Genomic DNA, 25017 nt, shown 5'->3' on the forward strand with positions numbered 1-25017 from the left:
GGTAACATGAATTTCAAATCGAGCATCAAACTTACACTGGACATCAATGTTATGACAGCGCTATCAATAGCGTTACCAATTTAGGGTAACCAAAAGATGGCAGAGTAGCGTGAGGCGTTAAACGTACCGGCTCTGCCTGGGGGGGTAATTATGAGCAATTCATATCATAGGTTTGACGTATCTCATGTCCGCTGGCTGGCGCGGGGAGCGTCTCTTGTTGCGCTGGCTACGGCTTCGATCGTTCACGCGCAGACAGATGAAAACCAGTCTGAGCAATCATCTTCGGTAAGCGACACGCAAGCGGATGCGACTCAGGAAATCGTCGTTTCAGGTATTCGCGCCAGTCTGGAGAATGCGCAGACACTCAAGCGTGATTCCGATACGGTGGTAGACGCAATCACGTCACAGGATATCGGTGCCTTGCCTGACCGTTCTGTTACGGAAGCTTTGCAACGTGTGCCGGGTGTTTCGATCACCCGCTTCGCGGCAGGCAATGACCCTGATCACTTCTCTGTTGAAGGGTCTGGTGTTGTTGTGCGCGGCCTCAATTACGTTCGCTCTGAGTTCAATGGGCGTGACAGCTTTTCCACAAATGGCGGCCGGTCACTGAACTTTCAGGACGTATCACCTGAACTGCTTGGTTCCGTTGAGGTTTACAAAAACCTGACGGCCGACATGATTGAAGGCGGCATTGCAGGCACGGTCAATCTGAACACGCGCAAGCCGTTCGACAGCAATGATCCTGTGCTCTATCTGTCTGCCGATCTCAACTATGGCGATCTCGCCAAAAAACCGTCTCCTGCTTTGTCGGGTCTTTATAGCCGCAATTTCTATACCGACGCTGGCCGTTTCGGTATTTTGGTGGGCGCATCCTATTCGCAGCTTTTCAGTGAAGCTGAAGGCAAGCAGATCACCAATTTCCAGCAGCGCTTCAACGGCTCGCGCGATGTCAATGGTGACGGGGTAGCAGAAACGGACAATTTCCCCGGCCTTGCTGCAGGGGAAGTCGTTTATGCACCGGTCGGTGCTGGTGTCCGGCGGCAGGCTTTTAACCGCCAACGCATTGGTGCTGCAGCAGCTCTGCAATATGAGAACAATGCGGAAAATCTTCGCGCCACTTTCCAGTTTCTGCGCACAGATGCGCGCCAGACCTGGGGTGAACATACGATTGAAAGCAATCCGGACGATCCGGCGCGCACCACATTTCCCCTTCCTGGCACCAGCTATACTTTCGATGACGATGGTGTCTTCCAGTCGGGTATCGTGAGTTATGATCGCGGATATGATCCGCCCGGTGGCAGCCGCCGTGGCTTGACCACGCAGCTGTCGCATCGTGGGGTGAAAACCCGTTCAGTCACCGATGATTTCGGGGGGCATATCGATTGGGAAGCAACTGATCGTCTGACCTTTGATTTTGATGGTCAATATGTCCGTTCAACCAGCAAGCAGACTGATTTCTCAGTGTATGGCTCGACCTTTGCTGATGCGGCGATTGATATGTCTGGTGGTACTCCGGACATTCAATTCCTTGCGCCTGATGGCAGTGACAGCACGAGCTATTTCGCAGACCCAAGCCATTCCTACTACCGGGCTGCGATGGACCATTTCGATGACAATAAGGGAACGGAATACGCATTCCGCGCCGATGCCACATACGAAATGGACAGCGGTTTCTTCCGCCGGGTGAAGGTTGGCGCACGGTATGCTGACCGTGACCAGACTGTCCGTTCTACGTTGTATAATTGGGCGGTATTGAGTGAAGTCTGGGCAGGTTCGGGGCCGGTGAGCTTCGCTGAAACCAGCGGCACTGAATACGGTTACTACCCATTTGGGAACTTTTTCGGCAGCGATTCGGATTTTGCAGCATTCTACGTAAGAGGCAATCCGGCTAAGAATTATGACTCGACAGCGGCTCTGGTCCAGCGCGTCAACCAGTTGTGGGTGGCCAAAGGCGGGAACCTCGGTTGGACCCCTCTGGCCGACCGTGCAGGTGTAGTGCAGGGAACAAATTTCCTTCCCAGTGAAATCTATACCAACTCCGAGACAACGAAAGCCGCCTATGCCCGGCTCGATTTCGGAACGGATGGCACCGACCTACTGGGTGGCCTGAGGCTGTCAGGCAACATCGGTCTGCGTTACGTGCGAACGGTGGATAAAGCCGATGGCTTCCTGACCTTCCCGACGCGGCAGCAAATCATCGGTAATTCGGCTTCCCCTGAGGCCTTTTGTGCTGACCCTGCGCAAACCAATGCATTCTGCGATTTGACCGCTAGCCAGCAAGCCGATGTTCTCGCCTTTTCGAATGGCAGTGCTGATAATCGCACCAGTCGCAATGCGTTTGACCATTGGTTGCCCAGCTTCAACTTGAAATTGGGCCTTACGTCTAATCTCATTATGAGATTCGCCTATTCCAAGGCGATTTCACGGCCCAATTTCAGCCAGTTGCAAAACACGATCTCGATTGCTCCTGCGACCGCTGCGCAACCATACCGGTTGGACGGCACAAGCAAGAATTCCAATCCATCGTTGCGCCCGGTTGAAGCAAACCAGTTCGACCTTACAGCGGAATGGTATTTTGATCGTGTAGGCTCTTTGACAGGGGCACTGTTCTACAAGGATCTGAGCAACGTTATTCTGAATAACATTGCCCAGACCCGCACCATCACAAATAATGGTGTGGAACAGGAAGTCACATTTGTCGGTCCAAAGAACGCCGATGGCCATGGGAAGATCAAGGGCTTCGAAATTGCTTATCAGCAAACATACGATTTCCTTCCTGGCTTGCTGTCTGGGCTTGGTGTTCAAGCCAATTATACCTTCATTGACACATCCAGTCTGCCCAACAGCCTGTCTGGCCCGGCACCGGCCACCACCAGTGTAGACACGTCTATTCTGCCGCTGGAAGGCTTGTCGAAGCACACAGTCAATGCGCAGGTGTTCTATGAGAAGGGGCCGATTTCAGCACGTATCGCCTATAATTGGCGTTCCAAATACTTGCTGACGATCCGTGACGAGATCACTCCGAACCTGCCCATCATGTCCGATGCAACGGGCCAGTGGGATGGTTCGATCCTCTATAATGTGAATGATCACGTCAAAGTTGGTATTCAGGCGGTCAATTTGTTCAATTCAGTGACAAAGACACGCTCGGTCATCAACGCAGACGGGCTTGAGGCACCTCGGACGTTCTTCGTCAATGACAGGCGCGTTTCTCTGACCACCAGAATGACATTCTGATCTGAACTCTTGGCAGCCAGTATAGTGCTGGCTGCCAAGCCATTTGGGGGAGCATCCGATGAGGTCAGGTGCAATGTCTATCCGCTATTTTGTTTCCGCTCTGGCGGCAGGGTTTCTTGCCCTTTGGGCTCATGCAGCGACTGCGCAAGGCACACCGGTGAGCGAACATGGGCAGCTTGCGGTTTCCGGAAACCACATTGTGGATGAGCATGGCGCACCCGTTACCTTGCGGGGGATGAGCCTGTTTTGGTCGCAATGGATGCCGCAATATTATAATAAGGCTACGATCGACACGCTGGCATCCGATTGGAAAGTGGATGTGGTGCGTGCCGCAATTGGTGTCGATACAGGCTCAGATGAGCCTGCAGGTGGTATTCTCCAGAATTACGAAGCTGAACGTGACCGGGCATTTGCAGTCATTGATGCTGCGATTGATGACGGCATTTATGTGGTCGTCGACTGGCATGCCCATCAGCCCCATCCTGAAGAGGCTATCCGGTTTTTCAAAGAGGTTGCGCACCGTTACGGTGCCTATCCGAATATCATTTATGAAACCTGGAATGAGCCGCTGCCAAAATATAGCTGGGCTGGCGATATCAAGCCTTATCATCAGCGTGTGATCTCTGCGATCCGGTCCATCGACAAGCGTAATCTGATTGTTGCGGGAACACCTGTCTATTCCCAAGGCGTCGATATAGCTGCAGCGGACCCGCTCGATTTCTCGAACGTGGCCTATGTTCTGCATTATTATGCTGATGAGCCGGCGCATCAGCAGCCTTTGATGGACAAGGCGGAAAAAGCTGCGCGCACCGTTCCGATTTTTGTGAGTGAGCAGGGTTTCGTTGCTGCCACCGGAGACGGTTCCATCAATCAGGAATGGTCACAGAAATGGTGGGATTTCATGAATGCCCACAACATTTCTCACCTGAACTGGTCTGTAGCGGATAAGCGTGAGGGAGCCTCAGCCCTTCGCCCTGGCGCTGACCCCAAAGGCGGTTTTTCGCGTAAGGAACGGACTGCTTCCGGGGAAAAAGTGTATCAATATCTCAGAGCGCAGAAGACACAGTAATAAAGCATGTACCTGAAGGGCTGTAACGGCACACTATTATGCGGCCACAATTCTTGCGGTCCCTCGGATTTGCTTGCAGCTCTTGCCGCTAATGCGCACCTGGCACCGAGCTATGCTGGCAGGATAAAGGGCATTTAACCGCTCCATGCTGATCATCGCAGCGGAATCGATCGCAAAAATTAGCCAGCACACTGGACGTGCCAAGCCTACTGTCATTACATGAGGATAGGCGGGGCGTGAAATCAAGCGCTCGCGCAGTTTAAACTGATGGGTTAAGGCTGCTGCATGGCTGAAAAATTCGAACGACATAAGCAACCCTGGACCTCGACAGAGATCCAGAAGCTTCATCTGCTGGCGAAGAAGGGGATGCCGCTCAAAGCGATTGCCAAATCCCTCACCCGGAGCGAGGAATCGGTGAAGAATCGTGCGAAGGCCGATAAATTGACCATCACCCGACTACGATAAGTGTCTCAACGCCTCAAGCTTATGGCCGTTATACGCTCTAACGGGGAGCGCATAACGGCCATTGTCTTTTAAGTAATACTGATTTCATACAAATGTCCCCAATCAGTGCATTTGCATGAGCGTAGCATGATTATTTCAGGCCTTTTTCTTCATACGTCCAATCGGGATCGGTGCAGAGGCCGCAATCTTTGCCAACAAACATTTTCGCCGCCGCTTTGTCGCCGCGCAATTGCCAGTTGAGCCATGCAACGCTGACCTGTGCAACCTTGCCGCCATTGGATTGATGGAACGTGCCACCATGGCCAACATCGATGCTGGCAAGCGCTGCGGGCACTTTATCGATCCGCTTGAAATCATCCGATCCGTTCTGGAAGGCGACATCCTTTGATCCGCCCAGAATATAGAGGATGGGCGCGTGAAGGGCGGATAGTTCTGATTTATTGACCGTCAGACCCTGAATAATATTAGGCACATCATCATTTAGCACACCGCTATTGTTAATAATGGTGGTGGCTATGCGTGGGTCGGCTGAAATTTTGATGGCTTGAAGGCCGCCGCAACTATGGCCTGCTACGGCCACGGCCTTGGGGTCAATCTTGTGGTAATAGGGGCTTTCTGGGCGGTTGTTTTCAGCCAGTGCCCAATCGAGGCCTGCGATGATATCTTCAGGCGTGGTTTCAACAGGAGGGAATTTGCCGTCCTCTCCAATGCGCACGCCATTGTCGGGTTCGATCTTGTTATCGCTTGCTCCGGGGCCGCTGCGGATGGTGCCTGGCGCAATGGCGAGATAACCATGCGAAGCCACTTCTTCGAGATGCAGTCGGGCGCTTGCCCCGTCAGCAGCGCAGCCACCATTGCCCCACAATACAATACCGAGCTTCGTATCACCCAGAGCCGAGAGGTCCTTGGGGTGATAAATCACATGGTCGGGCAGGCTTGCTACCATTTCCTTAGTGGCGGGGTATGCACCGGTTCCGGGCGTGTCAGGCATGGCTTCATAGGCTTCCTGATCAGCCTTTTGCTGCGCCATTTCAGGCGACAGATCGGATTTTTCTGACGCCTGTTCCTTCGACGCTTCCGATGAGCAGGCTCCGACCATCAATGCCATCGCTCCTGCAAGACCTATCAAACCATATTTTGCTGACATTGCTCTCTCCCTTAAATTTATACTGCAGCTAACCGAATAACCGATCAGCGAATTCTACAAGGCGGGCGTTGCCTCGCCGGACATGGTCGCGCATCGCGGCTTCTGCGGCATCGGCATCACCATCGAGCAGCGCCTGCGTAATGCGCTGGTGATCCTTGTTGCGTTCACCCATGCTGGCGGTGGTGAAGCTTTGCTGAAACTGAATGCGGAAAATGGGCACCCGCAGAATTTCGAGCTGCTTGGTGAGCACTGAATTATCGGCCACTTCAACGATCAGATCGTGAAATCTGCGATTGGCATGGGCGAAGGTTTCGGCGTCCCTTTCTTCGGTGGCGCGGTCCATTTCCGCCTGAATATTGGCCAGAGTGGAGCGTTCTTCATCGGTAAAGGTGCGCTCGGCTGCAAGACGTGCTGCCAAGCCTTCAATGACTTCGCGGACACGGCCAATATCAATTGCGCCTTGCCGCGTGAGCCGACGAACGCGCACGCCGCGATTTTCTTCAAATTCCAGATAGCCTTCGCCAACCAGGCTTTTCAGAACCTCGCGCGCCCGTCCGCGCCCGATGCCATATTCTTCAACCACATCCTTTTCGATCAGCCGCTGACCCGGTGCATAGATGCCTTCAAAAATATGTTGTCGGATTCGCGCCATAACGTTGGAAACGGTCGGGCTTTCACCAGTGTCGATTTCTTTTGTCATGGCGATACTATAGAAATTCATTCGCTATCGCGCATCTTCAAACGCAAGCGGCGTTACAATCGGCCCGAGCTCAGGAAGCCTTGTGGTTTCAATCGGGCCGGCGAGCGTGAAGCGTTTCGTGCGGCTGAGCAGCTCTTCCAGCACCATCCGGATTTCAAGCCGCACCAGACCCATCCCTGCGCAACTATGCGCGCCTTTGCCGAAAGCCAGATGGTCACGGATATTGGGCCGATTGAGAATGAACTGATCGGCTTGCGGGAACACTTCTTCATCCCGATTGGCTGAGGAATAGACGATCGTCACCGGTTCATCGGGCAGAATCGTTCGGCCATGCAGGGTGACAGGCCGCGTGGTGGTGCGCGCGAAGCCGCGATAGGGGGTGTACATGCGCAGGAATTCTTCCACTGCCGCAGGAATCTGCGACGGGTCAGAACGGAGGAAATCCTGCAATTCCTGATCACGCGAAAGGTGGACCGCGATGCTGCCAAACAGCGGTGGCGGCGCCATCAGGCCAACCACCAGCGCCTGACGCAATGTCGCCACGACATAATCGCGCGGGATCGGGCCGTCTGGCGTTTCTTCCTTCAGCAGCGCAGAGGCTGGGTCGGTGGAAACGTCACGCGGGTTGCGGATACGGTCATCGACCAGATTTTCAGCGATTGCATAAAGCTGGAGGCTGGTGTTCTTCACCGCATCCTTATCCGATGCGCGCCACGCGATATTATAAAGCCGCGCGACCTTGGCCAGAAATTGAGCCTTTTCCGGTTCCAGATTGAGCCATTCCACCGCTACCCATGCAGGCAGGATTGTGCCGAGATCCGAGGAGATATCAGCCTCACCTGCATCAATCATCCGGTCAATTTCGCGGATGGCATGGGCGCGCAAAGGCACCTCAAGCTGCTTCACCCGTCCGGCGCGCAATGTTCTGTCCAGCGCCCGGCGGTAAGGGGTGTGCTCGGGCGGGTCCTTGCCAAGGGGAGGGCGTCTCTCACCCAGCGACATATTGGGAATGACGTTGATCTTGGAAGTGATAAAGGTGTCCGTATCGGTTACAGCATCCACGACATCCTTATATCGGGTCAGTGCCCAAAAGCCTCCATAGGCTGTCGAATGGGCAACCGGGCAGCGGCTGCGGAGATCGGCATAAACCTCATAAGGGCTTTCAAACGTCTCTTCCACATCAGGGTCGAAATCATCGCCCGGAGGGCTGCGATCGGAAGGGGAGTCCGACATTAAAATTCCTCTGTGAGCATACGGCGATAGGAAGCGCGGCCTGCAAGCAGCACTGCCACCGCCGTGGCGCCAGTCCCCAATGCCACGATGGCAATGGAGAAGCGCAGCATGGATTCATCGGCAAAGACGCTGTCGGTCAAGACGGCAATGGCGGTCGGGCCAACAGCGGCACCGATGAGATTGACGATAAAGAAGTAAAGCGCAGCAATCTGGCTCTTCATCTGGGGCGGAACAACCGCCATCAATGTGGTGACGCCTGTGGCCTGCAAAATTCCGCCGCCGATGACTGCCGGGATCATCACGATGATCGCCAGAGTGGGGTTAGGCATAAGGGCGAAGATGCCATAGCCGGGGGCAAGCAAGCAGATGCCAAGCAGCAAGGTGCGCAAATGGCCATCGGCATATTTCTTGCCCAAGTAGTCAACCAGAAAGCCACCGCCCACGACGCCGATCGCACCGCAGATCATCGACATCAGGCCAAAGGCACCCAGATATTGGCCTGCTGCGGCTTCTGACAGATTGTAGCTGCGCAGAAAGAAGCTTGGCACCCAATAGCCTACGCCAAAGGTCATCAATGCGCTGGCAGCCAGAGGCCAGCCAATCGCGCAATAGGCTTTCCAATGGCGGCCCAGATGGCTGAAAACGGCTTTGAGGGGCAGGTTGACGACTTTGCCACTGGCATCACGTTTCGTTTCGCCCTGGCGGGCGGGTTCGCGCACCGTGAACAGCAGTGCGACCATCAGACCGCCGGTGCAGCCCAGCGCGATCAGCATGGCTTCCCACGGCAGAACCGCGCCGAAGAGCGGCAGGTCTACCGGGGTCTGCGATGTCAGCACAGGCAGGAACTCACCGCCAACAATATGGGCAAGCCCGCCACCGATGGAGACGCCGAGCATATAAACGCCCATCGCGCGGCCCAGCTTTTCTTTAGGGAAATAGTCGCTCAGCATCGGCACAACGGCAGGGTTGAGGCAGGCTTCACCCAGCCCCACACCCATCCGCGCGACGAACAATTGCCCGTAGTTTTTGGCAATGCCGCAAAATGCGGTGGAGATGCTCCAGATTGTCGTGCCTGCCAGAACCAGATTACGCCGGTTGGTTCGATCCGCCAGCCGCCCGATGGGTAGGCCGACAATGGTGTAAAACATTGCAAAGGCAAAGCCGAGCAACAGGCTCATCTGCGTGTCGTTAATATCCAGATCGCGCTTGATCGGGGCGACCAGCACGCCAAGAATCTGCCGATCAATATAGGCTAGAATGTAAACCGACAGTAGAACCGCGACCACATACCAGGAATAGCCTGTGCTGGGATAAGGCACTTTGGGGGCAGGGGCGGCCTGGGGCTCTATGGTTGACGCTGTGCTCATGGCCGGGTCATTTCTGCAGGTTTTTGGTCGGAAAAGGCTTTGGCTGCATCGCCCCGGCCAGACCCTTGATTGAGGTGCTGAGCTGAAAGGTCAGGCCATGCACCACTGTCCAACCGGGCAATCAATTGATCGAGGCCTGTTTCAAGTTCGGCAGAAGTGAAGTTGCAATGTCCAGTGCGGTCGACAAATATTCTGCGTAAATTTGCCGCATTACCCGCAGCTTTTACCCTGATGGCAAGGCCAGAGGTCAGCGAGGGTGGGGTCATATTGTCTCCCAGCGTGTGCATCAGAAGAACAGGGCGCTTCAAATTGCCGGAGGGGACAAAGTTGGCGTCCATATAAGCGACTGCACGCTTGTTGGCTTTGATCCGTGGGGCGGCATTGATGGCGGCAAGGTCAGCCTCAAGATTGAGACCGGCTTGCTGATACAGAGTGCGCACAAGATCAGCTTCACCTGACCGGGCCAGCAGATCGGCATAATCAACGCCAACATTGGAGCTGAAATTGCCTCCGGCACGCTCTTCCTGATCGCTGCGCGGCAACATCGCACCCCAGAGGAGGTCTTTGTAAAGCGCTTCTTCTTGCTGATCGGGCGTAGCGTCATGGCCGGACCATGTCGGGATCTGTGCGAGCGCTGCGCTGAGCGCAATGCGGGCGCGCCCTTGCGGTGTCTGTTGAGCCGCATCCAGCGCCTTTTGCGCTTTGGCGCGTTCCGCCATTTCATTGTCTGCACCAATGAGAGTGAGATCGGGCGCGAGCAATGTCTTGAAGGCAAACATGCCATCCAGCGCCACATTCATCATCGGTGTTGCGCCAGCGGCTGAAGCGCAAACCGGCATGGCGCCATCAATTGCCTCAGGCCACTTCTCGACCAGCCCAAGCGAGATCAGCCCACCCATTGACTGGCCATAGGCAATCACCCGTCTGGGTTTGCCAAAGCGCGCCGTGAACAGGTCAAGCGTCGCCTTCTGGTCGGCCATGCCTTCTTCCACGGCCCAGCCATTGCGGGAATAGGAGGAGCCGAGCATGGCATAGCCTTCGCTCAGCAGCTTTTCTTGCAAATCCAGCGAGTCATTCAGGCTATGGAGCGCCTTTTTGTCGTCCCCGCCATGATAGCCATGGCTGGTAAGGATGACAGTGCCGTTCCACGAGGCCGGCATGTCAAGTTCCCACAGATTGCCGTTGGGCATGGTGCCCTGCCAATGGGTGGATATTGCGCCGGCTTCACTCTGACCGCCAGGGTGTGCACCCTTGGGGTCAGAGTGAGCGATTGCTCCTGTGCCCAGTGCGAGGGCCGCAGCCCCCATGCTGAGGAAAGCGAACCTGCTAATCCAGCCTGTGCCGGGCATAATATGGAGCATTTTCATTAGAACGACTTTCTGACGCCAATCGCGATCTTGCGCCCGGTCGGGTTCACAACGTTGGAATCAAAGGCAATCGTGCCATTGCTGACATAGGGCGGGTTCGCGTCGAAAGCGTCGGTTACGTCCAGCGTGAAGGTCAGGCCGCGCGTAAAGATGCTGTCTCCATCCACCAGATAGCGCAGAGACAGATCTACAGTGGTGTATGAATCTACTTTTTGCATGGGCGTGACGCTGTTGTTGTCATAACCATCTGTATAATTGACGTAGGCTGTGCCGCTAAATCCACCCTTACGGATGCCAGCATAGGCTCGGGCCTGAAACTGGAGCGGATTGTTGATTGTATTGACGATATCGATCAGCGGCGCATCTGGCGTAATTGCCTGTTTGAAGTGCAGGATATAAGCGCCATTGGCACCGACCTTGAAGGTCGCCCAATCGCTGTCCCATGTGTAATCGGCAATCACTTCGATGCCATCGGTCTGGACGATGCCGACATTGGATTTCCGTCCATCGACAATCGCGCCGATATTGGCAGGATCTTCTGGCACACCGACAAAGCCGGGGGCATCCTGAATGGCGTTGACCTCAGCAGCAGTCGGGTTGCGGGTGATGAGCGAACCGAGGATGTCTTCCTTGGTCAGTGCCAGATAATCGTTGCCCGGTGTCGCGAGGCGGTTGGTGTAATCGACATTATAATAGGTGGCTGACAGGCTGAGCCCATTAGCAAAGACTGGCTTGTAATCCATGCCGACCGACCATGTGGTGGCCTTTTCAGGCTGGAGGCCAGCCTTCCCGCCGCGCAGGAACAATACGCGGGTTGTTCCGCCGCCAACATCGGTGAAATCCGCCAGCGTGTTGAACGGGCTACCGGTGTCAGAAAGGGTCGGTGCGCGGAAAGATTTGCCATAGCTGCCCCGGATGGAGAGCGATGATGTCGGTTTCCAGGTCACACCCAGTTTCGGGTTCGTGGTGGAGCCGATGTCACTATAATCATCATAGCGCACGGCGGCCGAGACGTTGAGCTCTTCCATGAAGGGCCCTGCATTGTCGGCCCCCACAATCGGCACAAACAATTCGCCGGACATGGAATTGATGGCGCGGTGGCCATTGGCTGGCAGGGGTGTCAGATTGATGAAGGTGATTTCCTGACGGCTTGCACCAAGCGCCACCTTCACATCGCCGCCCGGAATAGTGAATAAGGGACCATCCGCCGCCACACCATATTCCTGCATCCGATAGTTGGTATCGACGCGGAATTCACCGATCAGGGTTTGCAATGTTCCCGGGTTGGTGTTCGAACCATCGCCAAACGGATTGAAGGCTGTGTCTGGATTAGTGTCAGCCAGTGCGGCCGCCAGAGCCGAATTGTTGACCTGCAACGCACCGGAGCGTTCGCGGTCTTCGCCATAGCTGAAGAAGGCATCGGCTGACCAGCCGCCACCCAGTTCTGCATGAGGTCCACCGGTGATGAAGATGACGTCCTGCGTGGAACGGCGCACGGAATTGCCAAGATCATCCAGGAAGGAATATTGCACCTGAACACTGTCAGCGCCACTATTGCTGGGGTCGACAAAGAACGGATTGGCAGAAGTGACGTTGAGCGTAGCGGTAGGGGCAGCGTTGGCAAAAGTGCCACGGCGATGGGCAATGAAGCCCTGTGCATTGAGGCTCAGCCAGCTATTGACATCCTGTTCAGCGACTGCGGCGAAAGAGTAGCGTTCCTGCTCGGGCAGGGCGTCTGTCCCCAGATAGCGGCTTTCTCGGTTGACGGTTCCGGCCTGAAAATCGCCCGGCGTCAGGCCTGTACCATTTTGGCCAGTGGGGATGGCATATGATGTGCCATTGACCAGAATATTGCCCGGATTGCTGAAGGTGGAACGCTGGTCTGTTCCGCCATAGGGCCTCAGGTCATCGGTGTAGAAGCTGCGATCTGCTGCTTTCAGATTAGAGCGCTTGATATATTCGCCTGAAACGGTGAGCGAACCGGACCCCCAATTCTTCCCGATGGCACCGCCGAATTTATATTCGTCCATATCGCCAGCAAAGCCATAACGGCCTTCGAATTCCGCACCATCAAGCTTGCGCAGCATGATGTTGACCACGCCGCCTACAGCATCCGACCCGTAAATGCCTGAGCCGCCATCGGCGAGCACTTCAATCCGCTCTACCGCCATAGATGGGATAACCGAAGGGTCGAAGAATTGAGCCTGCGTGCCACTGGAAGGCAGGCGGCGGCCATCGAGAAGCGTCAGGGTGGATTCAGTGCCAAGACCGCGAAGGTTGATGCCAGTGCCAAGTGTCACATTGGCGCTCTGATTGTTGGCCGCGCCATAATTGGCTTCGCTGGCCCCGAGGTTGAACACTTGCGGAAGCTGCGAAAGAATTTCTGTCGTAGTGCTGGCGCCGGTTGCTTCAATATCAGCGCGACCAAGGCCGATAACGGGCGAGCCGGTGGGGGCAATGCCTTTGATTCGTGTGCCGGTCACGACAATCGTTTCAGCGATCGGTGCGCCAGCCTGCGTGGCGGGTTCCGCGGGCGTGCTTGCGGCGTCCTGTGCCTGAGCGATGGAAGGGATGGTGAGGGCAGAAACTGCGCTGGCGCAAAGCGCGACGAACGAAATTTTGCTGCGGTCTAAGGCTATCATGACAGTCTCCCAAAAATACGGCGCACTTTTGTACTTCTGCGCGCCTTATCTTTTTATCGGACTAAATTGTCAACAATCACGTAGGACAAACATGGTTTGTGAGCATTTTTGTAGCATTTGAGAAAGTTATATATGGTAAATATGCAACGCACTAAGGACCTTGTTTTCTCAACTTTATTACGTGTTGTAATCGATCACATTGCGCCATACGCATTGTTGTCGGAGCAACATATTGCCCGGAAAACATGGGGAGAGGTAAATGAGAAAAGCACTCTTGCTTTGCGCCTGCGCGACCGCGCCTGTCACAGCTACTGGTCTGGCGCCAACGGCTTTCGCACAAACGAGTGAAGCGACGGCATCTGATATAACAGAAATCGTGGTGACGGCGCAGCGCCGTGACGAAAATCTGCAAGACGTTCCTATCGCCATCACGGCGCTGAACGGCGACAATCTGGACGCCAAAGCTGTCGAGCGGATTAGCGATTTGCAATTTGCCGCCCCGTCGCTGTCGATCACCGATCAGGGGCTGACTCAATCTGTCAATATTCGCGGTATCGGTATCTCCAGTGGGTCGCCAGCGGTGGCCAATGGTGTGGCCACCTATATTGATGGCGTGTTCCAGCCGCCCATTATGACCTCATCCAGCTTTTATGACATTGCATCGATCGAAGTCTTGCGCGGCCCACAGGGCACTTTGGTAGGGTCCAACTCCACCGGCGGTGCAATCTTCATCAACACCAAAGATCCTTCGCTCGGAGCAGTCGAAGGCTATGCCGAAGCCAGCTATGGCAATTATGATGCCTTCAGTGCGGAAGGGGCAATCAATCTGCCGATCAGCTCTACGCTGGCTATTCGGGCCGCAGGCACCAGCCGCACACGCGACAGCTATTATACCGATCTTGGGCCGTTCAAAAACCATGCTGGCAAGCTTGATGAACAGGCTGGCAGGCTTGGGATTCTGTTTGAGCCGGGCAGTTTCAAAGCGATCGGCAAGATCGAATGGGTTGATAAGAACACCGGCGGTTACGCCTATCGGCCTATTTTGGGCACGGCTTTCGATAATAACCGTACCGACAATATTCGTGAGCTGACGTATAATGCACCCACGCTCAACCATGAGCGCGGGTTTCTGAGCAGCCTTCGCCTCAGCTATACGCTTGATAATGGCATCGAATTGCGTTCCGTCAGCGGATATACAAACAAGCGGATCAACAACCTTTACGACAGTGATGGGGCAATCCTGCCCGGCAAGGCTGGGCAAAGCCCCAACCAGACGCAGGACCAGTTCGTGCGCGAACGCCAGTGGAGCCAGGAATTTAACATCATTTCCCCCACGGATGGCGTCTTCAACTGGATTCTGGGGGGCTATTACCAGAAGAACAAGGTTGATGTGGATATCCAGACAGCGAGCGATGTGCCCACTGATCCCACTGACATTGTTCAGGGCCAGAACAAGACGACATGGGGCGTCTTTGCCCAAACGGGTTACCATTTGACAGATGCCCTCGAGTTGCAGGTCGGCGCACGCTATTCGCACTTCAAGGCCAAGGGTGCAGGCAGTGTGACCATTGGCGCAGGCGGTCCAATTTTCGGGCCGAACGGGCTGCAAGTGGCTGACCTTGCCGGGAGCCATCAGGATGGCCGTATGACCGGGAAGGTGACGCTGAACTATAAAGCGGACAACAATAACGTGTTCTACGTCTTCGCGGCGCGGGGATATAAGCCGGGTGGGGCCAATTCCGCAGTGTCCGAATTCGGGCCTGAAACGGTCTGGGACTATGAGGCAGGCTGGAAGGCTACGCTGCTTGATGGCCATTTGCAGAGCCAGCTTGGCGGCTTCTACATGGACTATAGCAACTTCCAGTTTGATGCCCGCGATACTGGCACCGGTCAGACCGGTGTGTTCAACGTTGCCAATGCGACCATCAAGGGCATTGAATGGCAGGGGCAGGCTTCCTTCGGCGGCTTCAACATGGATGGCGGCATAGCCTATGTGGATTCGCATCTTGATGCGGTCACACTGGTGAATCAGCGGGCCTTGCCTGCGCTTTCGCAATATGGGCCGCAATGCGCCGATGGAGTCGAATCCAATCCACCGGTCTGCTTCAACTACAAACCCTATATTGTAACGGCCGGGGACGGGCCCAATCTCTTCTCGCCCAAATGGTCCTATAATATTGGCGCGCAATATGAGTTCGACTTTGGGAGGGCAACGCTTACCCCTCGGGTGAATTATGCCTATGTCGGTTCGCGCTGGACCAATCTCGTCTATAATCCTGAGCTTGATTATCTCAAAGGCCGAGGGCTGCTGTCAGCCCAAGTAACCTTGAAGATGGATGATTGGACGCTGGTAGCGTACGGTACCAATCTTGCGGATAAGAAATATGTCAGCGGACAGTCAGGGAACAATGAGTTCTATGGCGCGCCGCGTGAATATGGGGTGCGTGCGTCAGTGCGCTTCTGATGCTGTCAGTCTTAATGCGATAAAGGGTGGCGAGGGTATTCCTCTCGCCACCCTTTTTGTACTTTGCGTATATTTGCGAGAAACAAAGGAATAGAGGATATATGATAAACAAGACATTGTTGGCATTGGGAGCCATGGTGCTCGCAGTGGCACCTGTTTCAGGGCAGGCGGCAGACACGGCAAACGCACCCAAGCTGGTATTCACATTTGCTGAAACGGTGCTGCTGGCAAAGGATATTCCGGTTGGCCAGACAGAGCGCGGACATCGCAACATCATTCCGATTACGGGCGGGCATTTTGAAGGGCCGGATATTCGCGGTACGATCATGCCCGGTGGATGGGATTGGCAGTTGCAGCTCGCCAATGGCTGTACCCAGGTGAAAGCGGATTACTTTCTCAAGACTGATGACGGCGTGGTTATCAATATCCTCAACACCGGGACCCTGTGCCCGCCGAAAGACGGTGAGGACATTTCCGTCTTCACCCACCCGGTGTTTGAGGCACCTGAAGGCAAGTATGAAGCGCTCTCGAATAATACTTATATCGGGACGCTTGCTCCAGCGAAGGGGCCGAATGGCGAACCCGCTGTGAAGATCAGTATCTATCAAGTTGTACCGGATAATTGACGCAGATTTGCAACACTTGCCGATAAACCGCAATCGATTGCTATCGATTTATGTGCGGATTCAGGCAGTGAGCTGAAAAGAAACTCTAGTTCTTTTAGCGCAAAATAAAATTCTATCTTATTGATATTAAAAGATAGCATTCCAGCGGCGAAGACGATTTTGCACTTCGATACACCTCAGGCAAGGGGCGGGCTGACCCAGTCCGCCCCTTGCTTGTCCGCATCCTAATGGGTAACGAGCAGGCAATCGATTGCAAAAGAACGTCGACAGAAGAGTGATGTTTGGTGAGGTCCTTTCCCGACAGGAAATGATCGATTGGCGCGGCATGGATGATCCACGCTGGTGCCGGGCATGGCTCCCTTTCTGCGATCTGTTTGCAGCCGCTCCATCTTTGAGGCGGTTCATCGACATGTTTTGAGATCGCTTGAGAGGAAAGCACTTTGAAAAAGCACGTCTATCTGGTTGCCGCCAGTCTTGCTGCCATCGCCACTCCCGCCATGGCGCAGGATCAGTCTACCACCACCACGGACGCCAATTCGGAGCCGGATTACGGCCAGATCGTGGTGACTGCGCAGAAGAGCTCTGAACTTCTGACCAAGGCTGCTGTGGCCGTTTCTGTGGTTTCGCAGGACTCGCTTGATCGCCAGAACATCACCACTGCAGAAAATCTCGTCAGCACCGCGCCTAACCTTCAGCTTAGCCAGAACGGCTTTTCCATTCGCGGTATCGGCTCCAACAACGCCTATAGCGGCTACTCCACTGTTGCGACCCAGATTGACGGGATTTACGAACCATCCGCACAGGTCCTGAAGCTTGGCCTGTTCGACCTGTCTTCGGTTGAAGTGCTGCGCGGCCCACAAGGTACGGTCTATGGCCGTAATGCCACGGCCGGTGTGGTGAACATCAATACCCGCGACCCGGGTAACGATTTCGGCGTTGATGGCGATTTCCAATATGCCAGCAATGACAGTGTCCGCACCCGTCTCGCGGTTGATCTGCCGGTCACCGATGATTGGTCCCTGCGTTTTGCTGCGCTGCATGAAGTGGATGATGGCTATGAGCCCAAGCTCAATGCAGACGACAATTTCAGTAAGGCCAACACCACTGGCCTGCGCCTGACCAGCCTTGCGCATCTCACTTCCAATCTCGATTGGCGTGTTGCTGTTTCCTACGGCAAGAACAAGGGCACGATCCCGCTCACCTATCTGCGCAGCTACATCTATTATCCCGATGCTGACCTTCAAACCGGCACTTTCGGCGATGGCGTACTGGTCAATGCACCAGATGACACGGTCAATCCTGGCTCGGAAACCATCAAGGATAACCGTCAGGACATCACTTATTATGGTGCCCGTTCGCGTCTGACCTGGAATGCGACAGATAATCTGACGGCCACGCTGATTTCCGGTTACTCACAGGTTGAAGACGATGGCATGGACGCCGCCACTGGCGTGTATGACCAGCAGGGCATTGGTTTGAAAACCAAGACCTGGTCCAACGAACTGGACGTCAATTATGAGAACGGCCCGCTTTCGATCGTGGCTGGTGCTTATATCTATCAGGACAAGCAGGATTCCGGGCTACGTCTGATCCATGCTGGCAACACTGCGCCTTATCCGTTCAATTCGGTCTATAATGCCGCTGGCGCTAATTATGCTGGCGAAGGCTTTGAAATTTCCACCATCAATGCAGTGGATGTGCTCACGAAGCCGAGCAATGTCGGCAGCCGTTCGCAGGCCCTGTTCGGTCAGATCAAGTATGAACTGACAGATTCTCTGCGTCTCACCGGCGGCATTCGCGCCACTTGGGATCAGGTTTACAATCAGAACATCCAGCTAGTCTGCTCGGGTGGAACAGTGACCCGGGCCAAAGCCAATGTGGAAAGCTGCCCCGTCGCGCAGATCGCCTTCACGGACGATACGAACCGCGACAAGGCAACCTTCAGCAAGGTCAATTGGAAGCTTGGTGCAGAATATGACCTGACCCCGGACGTGCTTGGTTATGCTTCGGTGAGCACAGGCTATCGTTCAGGTGGTCTGGAAGCCAGCACCAACCCTGAAGGCTTCACCGGATATAACCCGGAAACGGTCACCAATTATGAAGCCGGTCTGCGTGCAGATCTGCTTGATCGTCGGCTCTTTGTTGGCCTGACCGGCTATTGGATGGATTATAACGATCTGCAGGTTTCCAGTGTGATTGTTGATCCGCTTCAGGGCCCTGTCCCAGTGACGACCAATGCCGCCAAAGCGCGCATTCGCGGTGTCGAGCTGGAAACAACATTCCGTCCGACTTCGCAGGATCGCTTCACGGCCTATGTGTCATTCCTCGATACAGAGTTCCGTTCCTACCCCGATGGTCAGGACAGTCTCCATTCTGCCGACACGATGTATAACATCCTCGCTCCGGCAATCTTTGGCTATGCGACAATCCCGTCAGCCACGGCCGATTTCACTGGTAACCGTCTGGCCAATGCACCGAAGTGGAGCGGCCGTTTCAGCTACGCCCATGATTTCTATCTCTTCAACGGCGTGTTGACCCCATCGGTCGATTTCTATGTCCAGTCGAGCAATTATGGCGATGTGGCCAACTACCGGCAGAGCCGGAACGACAGCTACACCAAGACCGATTTGAACCTGACCTATGTGCCGGATAATTCTCCGATCACATTGACAGCCTTTGTCACCAATCTGGAAAATGACCGTCAGCCAACCAATGTCGTCACGACATGGAGCTCAACGGTTGTGAACTACAAAGCACCCCGCATCTGGGGTGGCCGGATCGGTTTCAAGTTCTGATCGACAATGATGAACGGGCGGGGGAAACTCCGCCCGTTTCTATCTCTCCATTGGTGATGCCGGTGAACGCGGTCGGTGGCAGGAATGGGGAGCTGCTAATTTGATGGTGCGTTTTTTCAGGGAGAGACAGGATGCGAGCGCTGCGGTGGACAGTTATGGCCCTTGTTTTGGCATTTCAGGCCTCGATATGTTCCGCTCAGGCTCCTTTAGGTTCTTCTCAGGTGTCGTTGCAGGCAGGTGCCGCAAAGCTCGATATTACGCCGGACAAGAAGGACTGGCCGCCTCATATTGAAGGCGTACTTGACCCGGTTCATGTCCGCGCATTGGTGCTGGATGATGGTAAGACCCGTGCGGCAATGGTCACGGTGGATTCCGTCGCGCTGACGACTGAAAGCTGGGATCATATTACCGCAGCAGCAGAGCGTGAACTGCATATTCCACGCAAGCAATTCCTCCTCTCAGCGTCTCATTCGCACAGCGCATTTTTCAAGGGTGAAGCGTTTGAAAAACAGGTACTTACAGCGCTCCGCGAAGCGGCTGTAAAGCTGGAGCCTGCTACTGTCAGCTATGGCACCGGGCGGTCCTATATCAACGTCAATCGCAACATGGTGGACAAGCAAAGTCACCAATGGCGTGAAGGCCCTAACTATGATGGTCCATCAGATAAAACCGTCGCTGTACTGCGTTTTTCTAACATTGATGGCACCCCTATAGCGGTCTATTATAATTACGCTGTGCATGGCGTCGTGACTGGAATGTTGGATCAGTTCAGCGGCGATATTCCAGGCGTCACTTCCGATTACATTGAAAATGCACTGGGGGATGATGCCGTCGCGCTGTGGTCCATGGGAGCGGCAGGCGATCAGAACCCTATTTTCTTTCAGCAAACATATGATTTACGGGCCATTCGTGTCGCAAACTTCGCCAAAAAAGGTGAAGACATCAGCAACTCTATGCCTCCGGGCGGACAGGGGCTGAATAAGAATAATCCCGTTATCGCCAAGTTATTTGACCAGCAAAAACAGATGGTTAACACATATGGTCAAATGCTTGGCGAAGAAGTTCTCCATGTTTTGCGCGCTAATATGGAGCGGCCACAAGCCAGCGCTGATCTTGAAGGCGTGCAGGAAAGCGTAACCTGTCCGGGAAGAACCCGTACAGACAGTGGCAGGGCAGGGCACCCTGGCACCTATGTGGATGGCAAACCCGTTGATATCCGCCTTGGCGTGCTGCGCATTGGCGATACTATTATCGGCGCAGTCGATGCTGAGTTGTTCACAATGATCGGGCAGCGTTTCAAACGAGAGTCGCCCTATAAGCATACAATTCTGGCGACATTGACCAACGGCGCGTCTTCATCAGGATATATCCCTGATGAAGCTGCTTTCGGCTATAACACCTTTGAAGTGCTGTCTTCAAAAGTGAAGCCAGGCTGTGCAGAAGGCGCTATCGTGAACGGGTTGCTCGATCTGATCAACGAGACCGACCAGATGGAAAGGGCGGATTAATATGGGTGATAGTGTGAAAGATATAGCGCCGATTGGCCGGCGCAATTTCTTGCTCGCAAGCGGCATGGCTGCTGCTGTTGCCGGGGCAACGTTGAAACCAGCCAAGGCTTTTGCACAGATCACGCCGCAAGATGCACTCGCCACATGGAAGGCCACGCCTTCAATTACGTTATGGCCCAAAGGTACACCGGAAAGTGGCTTCTCTGCGAAGGAATTGCCTAAGGACTGGCCTGCCACTTTCCTGCGCAACGTCGATATGCCCGTGCTGCGCGTCTTCCGTCCAGAGAAGCCGAATGGGCGTGCTCTGCTGGTTATGCCTGGTGGTGCCTACACTTTTGTTTCCATTGACAATGAAGGCGTGCAGATCGCGCGCAGGATGAATGCGCTGGGCTATACGGTGTTCGTGCTGCTGTATCGCCTGCCGGGCGAAGGGTGGACCCATCGCGAAAACGTGCCTTTACAAGATGCCCAGCGAGCCATGCGGATTATTCGTGAGCGGGCTGCATCCTATCAGTGCGATCCTGAACATATCTATGCTGTCGGATTTTCCGCTGGTGGCCATCTCGCCGCCACTTTGGTGACGGCTTTTGACGAGCAGGTCTATACCCCCCGAGACAGTGCAGATGCGCTCACGGCGCGCCCACGGGCGGCGGGTTTGATTTACCCCGTTATCAGTCAGGTCGAAGGTATTGGCCATGCGGAAAGCACGCAGCGCTTGTTAGGGGAGCACCCGACAATGGAAGCCACCAATAGGCGCTCACCGGCCTATCACGTCACAGCGCAAACCCCGCCTTGCTTCCTGGTTCATGCGCTGGATGATCCTGCCGTTCCGCCGGAAAACAGCATTATGATGCTTCAGGCACTGCGAACGGCTGATCGCCCGTGTGAAGCACATTTCTTTGAAGAAGGTGGGCATGGTTTTGGACCGAGTCAGCCTGAATTGCCAGCCAGTGAGTGGATTGATTTATTTGGCCGCTGGCTCAATCGTCACGCTGCATAAAAGAAGAGGGATAGGATTATGGCAGGAATAAACCGACGGGATTTTGCCAGGCTGGGCGGTGCTGCTCTGGCTGGCGCTATGGCAGTGCGTGGTGGCGTGGGCTTTGCTGCGACGGCCTCTGATACGCCTGATCAGGCTCTGGCTCTCAAGCATGTCGCGCCTGAACTGCGCCCAGCGGCACAAGCCGTGCTGGATTCCATCAAGGGCATGAAGCCTTTTTCGAATGAAACGCTTCCAGCAATGCGGCCTAATGGCGGAATTGGCGCTCTGCCCGTACAGGACGATATTCCAGTTCAGAAGCAGGTCGCTCCCGGTATGCCCGGCCAGCCTGATGTGACAGTTTATATTATCAATGCGAGTGAAGGCGCGTCCCGCCCGGCCATTTTACATACTCATGGGGGTGGCTTCATCCTTGGTGCGGCGAAATGGGAAGTAGGCTATTTGCAAAATATCGCCCGTGAACTCGATTGTGTCATCGTCACGGTGGAATATCGCCTTGCACCAGAAACGCGATATACAGGTTCGATCGAAGACAATTACGCTGGCCTTCGCTATCTCTATAAGAATGCGGCATCCCTTGGGGTAGACAGCAGCCGGATTGCGCTTTTGGGTGAAAGCGCGGGTGGTGGCCATGCCGCCCTGCTGGCTCTGGTGGCCCGTGATCGCGGCGAAATTCCACTGGCAGCGCAAATTCTCGTTTACCCGATGCTGGATGATCGGACAGGTTCAACTCGGCAATTGCCGCCGTATATCGGTGTTGTCGGCTGGGACCCGCGCGCAAACAAATTTGGCTGGAAGAGCTTTCTCGGGACAGAGCCGGGCGCATCCAATGTTCCTGCGGCTGCTGTGCCAGCGCGGCGAAATGACCTTTCCGGTCTGCCACCGACCTTTATCGGTGTAGGCGGAGTCGATTTGTTTGTAGATGAAGATATCGAATATGGTCGTCATCTCACTGAAGCCGGTGTGCCAACCGAATTGCTGGTGTTGCCCGGTGCTTTCCACGGATTTGACCGCGTTGCGCCTGATACGGGTTTGGCGAAGGAATTTACCCGAGCCAAAATGAACGCGGTGCGCCGCGCATTCGGTCAACCACTCAAAATATGATCGGAAAGGCCGCATTGCAGGTGAACCACTGCAATGCGGCCTTTCAATTATTGGGAAAGTGCATCCAGGGCGAGCGCCACTGTGCCCATGGGGCCGGCATTGTCCCCGAGTTCAGGCGCGACGATAATCGTATCGATCGTTTCTGGGGTTGCGAAAGGCAGGTAGCCGGCAAGGCGTTCCACTGTGAGTTGGCGCACTTTGGGCAGAAGCTTCGCTCGGCCCATTCCTACACCGCCACCAATCAAAATGCGCTGAACTGAACAGGTGAGTAGCAGGTTTACGGCCATTTCAGAGATGTCCGATGCCACATAAGTCCAGCGTGGATCATCTTCGCCTACCGTGGCCGGGTCACAACCGAACCGTGCTGCCAGTGCTGGCCCGCTGACCAATCCTTCAAGGCAGTCACCATGAAAGGGGCAGGCTCCACCAAATTGGTCTTCAGCTACGCGGCGGATACGCATATGCCCGATTTCCGGATGCATGGCACCATGGACTGGTGCGCCGTTGACAATTAACCCACCGCCGACGCCGGTTCCGATGGTTATATAGCACAGGCTGCTGCAATTGCGTCCAGCGCCCCAGCAATATTCAGCCAAACCCGCTCCGTTCACATCGGTGTCGATGGCGAATGGACAGGTCAGCCCGCCACTCAGTGTCGTGGTGATTTCAGCACCTTCCCAGCCCGGTTTCGGGGTCGGCAGCATCTTTCCAAAGCCTGCCGCGGCTTTATTGAGCTGCAAAGGTCCAAAAGAAGCAATTCCCAGTGCATCGAGCGATGCTTCTCTGTTCCAGTTTCGCAACTGAGCAGACAGCAGTGGTAAGGTTTCACTTGGCGAACGGGTTGGAAAGGTTGCACGTTCGAGAATGCTTTCTCCATCAGAGAGAATGGCAATTGATTTGGTCCCGCCCAGTTCGATGCCGCCCAAGCGCAGTGCTTTGCCTGTCATGTTCCTTGTCCTTGCTGTGCCACAGTTTACTTGATCAGACCTGCACGGTCTCCGTCCAGCCAGAGTTGAATATCTGGAGCAAAAGTGCCGCCAAAGCGCCTTTCACCATCTGCCAGTTCAACCGGCCCCCACTGATCGGCAAAGCTGGTGACTTTAAGGTCAGGCATCACAAGCCAGCTATAGGCTTGCTTTGGCGCATCCAGCGGATTGGCAAAGACCAAACCTGAACCGTTCACAGGCTTCCAATCGCCGGTAAGGGCGGATGCTACCATGCCATATAGTCCGGTTGGGCCGGTTGGGCCTTCCGGGTTGAAGACATGGGCCTGCGTAGACCAGAAGAGGTAATAAAGGCCTTTATGGAGCACCACATGCGGGCGTTCCAATTCATTGTTGAGTTCATCGGCACTTACCAGTGGTGGCATGACGTGCCATTCGTCGCGTGACGGATCGTCACAGAAGGCTGCGCCGACGACCCCGTTGAAAGCGGAATGGGAAAACGCCTTGGAAGCAGCAAAGAACAGATAGTGGCGGCCGGTTGCCGGATCGAAGAAATAGCCCGGGTCCCGGAAAGCTTTGATCGTTCCGATCTTACCGTTTCCGGCATCGCTCGGCATATACCAATCCGGTTTTAAAGGAATGACTTCTGTCAAATCACGCCAGTTTTCAAAGTGGTAGCCAGTATCATCTTTCACCAATGTCGCGCGTGTGCTGAACATGCGCTGGGTGAATGTGATGACACTTTCTCCACGAAGGCCGGTTGCGGTGAAATAGAGAACCAATGTCCTGCGGTCAGCGCCAAGGACAGCCGAACCAGACCATTCGCGGCTTCCGGGGGAGAAGCCATCCGGCATCAGTGGCCCGAGATTTATCCATTCTTTGCCTTTGCGGAGGAGCAAGTAAATACGTGCATGGCCATGACGTTCTTCCGGATCGTCAAAGCGGGGCGCAGCAAGCGCCATCCACAGAACTTCATCATGAGAAATGAGGGAAGGGTGCCCATCGGCATCCTGAACAGGCCAAGCATCCCAAATATCTATTTTATTACCCACAGCACTGAAATCGTCTGGGCCAAAAGCAGGAGCCGTTTCGATACTATCTGAGTTGATTGCGCGAATATGGCCGGCAGTCCAATGTGATGGTGCAGTTACGTTGGTGAGAGCTTTTTCAGGCTGGGCATTCTGTGACATCAAAGTAGAAAACGCTTTCATGCTGAAGGGAGCAGCCTCTGGCGCGACATCTTTTGCGCTATCAGCCCGTGCCTCCCAAATTTATTATGTTCTTTCTTCTATGCAAAAAACGCCCGTTGCACAATCGATTGCAAAGACAATTCTGCTTTCTTTTATCAC

Annotated in this window: 17 protein-coding genes; 9 read left to right on the forward strand and 8 right to left on the reverse strand. The window is 54.7% G+C overall.

Going from position 1 to position 25017, the window contains the following annotated elements:
* Positions 1 to 150 precede the first annotated feature (150 nt).
* The 3 genes from GRI39_RS11705 (at position 151) to GRI39_RS11715 (ending at position 4771) form a co-directional block, all read left to right on the forward strand.
* Positions 151 to 3237 (forward strand): TonB-dependent receptor, encoded by a 3087-nt coding sequence (locus GRI39_RS11705; RefSeq protein ID WP_160739905.1) that lies wholly within the window; start codon positions 151 to 153, stop codon positions 3235 to 3237.
* Positions 3238 to 3295: 58 nt separating this feature from the next.
* Complete coding sequence (locus tag GRI39_RS11710; RefSeq protein ID WP_160739906.1) at positions 3296 to 4306, forward strand: glycoside hydrolase family 5 protein; 1011 nt, start codon at positions 3296 to 3298, stop codon at positions 4304 to 4306.
* A 285-nt stretch (positions 4307 to 4591) separates the two neighbouring features.
* Entirely contained in the window at positions 4592 to 4771 is a 180-nt protein-coding gene (locus GRI39_RS11715; RefSeq protein WP_160739907.1) for a hypothetical protein, read from the forward strand.
* Positions 4772 to 4901: 130 nt separating this feature from the next.
* On the opposite strand, the gene GRI39_RS11720 is transcribed toward GRI39_RS11715, so the two are convergent.
* From GRI39_RS11720 to GRI39_RS11745, 6 genes are read right to left on the reverse strand one after another with little or no spacing between them, the layout of a single operon-like run.
* Complete coding sequence (locus GRI39_RS11720) at positions 4902 to 5918, reverse strand: alpha/beta hydrolase (RefSeq protein WP_246205063.1); 1017 nt, start codon at positions 5916 to 5918, stop codon at positions 4902 to 4904.
* A 28-nt stretch (positions 5919 to 5946) separates the two neighbouring features.
* On the reverse strand, positions 5947 to 6618 hold the full coding sequence (locus tag GRI39_RS11725) for a GntR family transcriptional regulator (protein WP_160739908.1): 672 nt from the start codon (positions 6616 to 6618) through the stop codon (positions 5947 to 5949).
* Positions 6619 to 6642: 24 nt separating this feature from the next.
* On the reverse strand, positions 6643 to 7851 hold the full coding sequence (locus GRI39_RS11730) for a cytochrome P450 (RefSeq protein ID WP_160739909.1): 1209 nt from the start codon (positions 7849 to 7851) through the stop codon (positions 6643 to 6645).
* Positions 7851 to 9218, reverse strand: coding sequence for a spinster family MFS transporter (locus GRI39_RS11735; protein WP_160739910.1), 1368 nt, complete (start codon positions 9216 to 9218; stop codon positions 7851 to 7853). Before GRI39_RS11735 ends, GRI39_RS11730 begins: the two co-directional genes overlap by 1 nt.
* The gene (locus GRI39_RS11740) at positions 9215 to 10585 is read right to left on the reverse strand and encodes a serine aminopeptidase domain-containing protein (protein WP_160739911.1); all 1371 of its coding nucleotides are present in this window, start codon (positions 10583 to 10585) and stop codon (positions 9215 to 9217) included. Before GRI39_RS11740 ends, GRI39_RS11735 begins: the two co-directional genes overlap by 4 nt.
* The gene (locus GRI39_RS11745) at positions 10585 to 13227 is read right to left on the reverse strand and encodes a TonB-dependent receptor plug domain-containing protein (RefSeq protein WP_160739912.1); all 2643 of its coding nucleotides are present in this window, start codon (positions 13225 to 13227) and stop codon (positions 10585 to 10587) included. Before GRI39_RS11745 ends, GRI39_RS11740 begins: the two co-directional genes overlap by 1 nt.
* 259 nt (positions 13228 to 13486) lie before the next feature.
* On the opposite strand from GRI39_RS11745, the gene GRI39_RS11750 reads away from it, so the two are divergent.
* From GRI39_RS11750 to GRI39_RS11775, 6 genes are all read left to right on the forward strand, one after another.
* Entirely contained in the window at positions 13487 to 15691 is a 2205-nt protein-coding gene (locus GRI39_RS11750) for a TonB-dependent receptor (protein WP_160739913.1), read from the forward strand.
* A 101-nt stretch (positions 15692 to 15792) separates the two neighbouring features.
* Positions 15793 to 16317, forward strand: coding sequence for a DUF3237 domain-containing protein (locus GRI39_RS11755; protein WP_160739914.1), 525 nt, complete (start codon positions 15793 to 15795; stop codon positions 16315 to 16317).
* Between the two features lie 440 nt (positions 16318 to 16757).
* Complete coding sequence (locus GRI39_RS11760) at positions 16758 to 19112, forward strand: TonB-dependent receptor (RefSeq protein WP_160739915.1); 2355 nt, start codon at positions 16758 to 16760, stop codon at positions 19110 to 19112.
* 221 nt (positions 19113 to 19333) lie between these two features.
* Positions 19334 to 20620, forward strand: coding sequence for a hypothetical protein (locus tag GRI39_RS11765; RefSeq protein WP_211371577.1), 1287 nt, complete (start codon positions 19334 to 19336; stop codon positions 20618 to 20620).
* Position 20621: 1 nt separating this feature from the next.
* Complete coding sequence (locus tag GRI39_RS11770; protein WP_160739917.1) at positions 20622 to 21620, forward strand: alpha/beta hydrolase; 999 nt, start codon at positions 20622 to 20624, stop codon at positions 21618 to 21620.
* A gap of 18 nt (positions 21621 to 21638) precedes the next feature.
* Entirely contained in the window at positions 21639 to 22724 is a 1086-nt protein-coding gene (locus GRI39_RS11775; RefSeq protein WP_170324290.1) for an alpha/beta hydrolase, read from the forward strand.
* 47 nt (positions 22725 to 22771) lie between these two features.
* Here the strand turns inward: GRI39_RS11775 and GRI39_RS11780 are convergent, their stop codons facing one another.
* Together GRI39_RS11780 and GRI39_RS11785 are read right to left on the reverse strand one after the other, a co-directional pair.
* Positions 22772 to 23671 carry an ROK family protein gene (locus GRI39_RS11780; RefSeq protein WP_160739918.1) on the reverse strand — a complete coding sequence of 300 codons (900 nt, stop codon included), beginning with the start codon at positions 23669 to 23671 and terminating at the stop codon, positions 22772 to 22774.
* Between the two features lie 26 nt (positions 23672 to 23697).
* Positions 23698 to 24858, reverse strand: a complete 1161-nt coding sequence (locus GRI39_RS11785; protein ID WP_160739919.1) for a glycoside hydrolase family 68 protein — start codon at positions 24856 to 24858, stop codon at positions 23698 to 23700.
* Positions 24859 to 25017: the final 159 nt, after the last annotated feature.

This window comes from Altericroceibacterium indicum, from assembly GCF_009828105.1.
Classification (GTDB): domain Bacteria; phylum Pseudomonadota; class Alphaproteobacteria; order Sphingomonadales; family Sphingomonadaceae; genus Altericroceibacterium; species Altericroceibacterium indicum.